Source organism: Streptomyces sp. CB01881 (assembly GCF_002953255.1).
Lineage (GTDB): Bacteria > Actinomycetota > Actinomycetes > Streptomycetales > Streptomycetaceae > Kitasatospora.
Window position 1 is genome coordinate 4,639,372 of record NZ_CP026498.1, and the last position, 1,514, is coordinate 4,640,885.

Below are 1,514 nucleotides of genomic sequence, written 5' to 3' on the forward strand. Positions count from 1 at the left end.
CGGCCGTTCTCTTCGAGATGTCGAGTCACGAAGCCCAAGAGAACGGCCGCTGCATATGAGTCTCCCCCTTGACCCGCCCACGAGCGACGCATTGGGCATCTTGTCCCGCTTTCGGGTTCAGTTCTACGACTGCCTGTACGCCCGCGCGGACGCGCTCTTCGAGCTGACGGACGCGGTGCTGTGCACGGACGGACCAGTGAAAACGCTGGTGGAGCTCTCGCTCGCGGCCGAGCACCGGCGCGGGCACGGCGCCCTGTACCAGGCGCTGGACCGGGGATGGCTGGAGCCGACGCGGCTGCGCCGCACCCTGACAGGCCTGCCGCTGCCACGGCTCGCGGACGGGAGAATCGCGCTGGCCGTAGACGTCTCCAACTGGCTGCGGCCCGATGCCCCGACAAGCGGCGAGCGCCTGTTCTGCCACGTCTACGGCCGCGGTCGAAGCGCCGACCAGTTCGTCCCCGGCTGGCCGTACTCCTTCGTTGCCGCCCTGGAGTCCGGGCGCACGTCGTGGGTCGGACTGCTGGACGCGGTCCGACTGGGACCGGCCGACGACGCGACCGCCGTCACCGCCGCCCAGCTGCGCGAGGTCGTCGAACGCATCATCGCGGCATGCCACTGGCACCGAGGCGATCCGGACATCCTCATCGTGATGGACGCCGGCTACGACGTGACCCGCCTGGCCTACGTCCTGTCCGATCTTCCGGTTGAACTGGTCGGCCGACTACGCTCGGACCGGGTCATGCTCCGTGACCCGGGCGAGCCCCGCTCCACCCCGAAGGGCGGACGCCCGCGCCGGCACGGCGGCGTCTTCACCTTCGCCAAACCCGACAGCTGGCACACCCCGGACGCCGCCACCACCACCGACACCACCCGCTACGGGAAGGCCGAGGCGAGAGCGTGGGACCGGATGCACCAGCGCCTGCAAAAGCGCGGCCCCTGGCTCGACCACGAAGGTGAAATCCCCATCACCCACGGCACGTTGGTCCGCCTCAAGGTCGAGCAGCTGCCGGGCGAGAGGGACGCGAAACCGCTGTGGCTGTGGTCCTCCGCCACCGGCATCGACGCCGAGCATCTGGACCGGATCTGGCGCACGTTCCTGCGCAGATTCGATCTTGAGCACACCTTCCGACTCATGAAGCAGACCCTCGGTTGGACCGCCCCCCGCTTCCGCAACCCGGACACCGCCGACCTGTGGACCTGGCTCGTCATCGTCGCCCACACCCAACTCCGCCTCGCCCGCCCCCTCGCCGAGGACCTACGCCGCCCCTGGGAGAAACCGGCCCCGTCGAGCAGGCTCACCCCCGCCCGGGTCCGACGCGGGTTCCGCAACATCCGCGCGAAGACGCCCAACCCAGCAGCCGTGCCGCAACCGACACGCCCAGGCCCCGGACGGCCACCGGGCTCGAAGAACCGCAGGCCGGCACCCCGCTACGACGTCGGGAAGACCGTCAAACGCGAACCCACGCTCGAAGCGCACCTCGCCAAGATCGCGGCGACAGCATAAAAATCAAGCT

At 69.7% G+C, this 1,514-nt stretch carries 1 protein-coding gene; it reads left to right on the forward strand.

Going from position 1 to position 1,514, the window contains the following annotated elements; genetic code table 11:
- Positions 1-55 precede the first annotated feature (55 nt).
- The gene (locus C2142_RS10145) at positions 56-1,504 is read left to right on the forward strand and encodes an NF041680 family putative transposase (RefSeq protein WP_148642341.1); all 1,449 of its coding nucleotides are present in this window, start codon (positions 56-58) and stop codon (positions 1,502-1,504) included.
- The last annotated feature ends 10 nt before the right edge of the window (positions 1,505-1,514 follow it).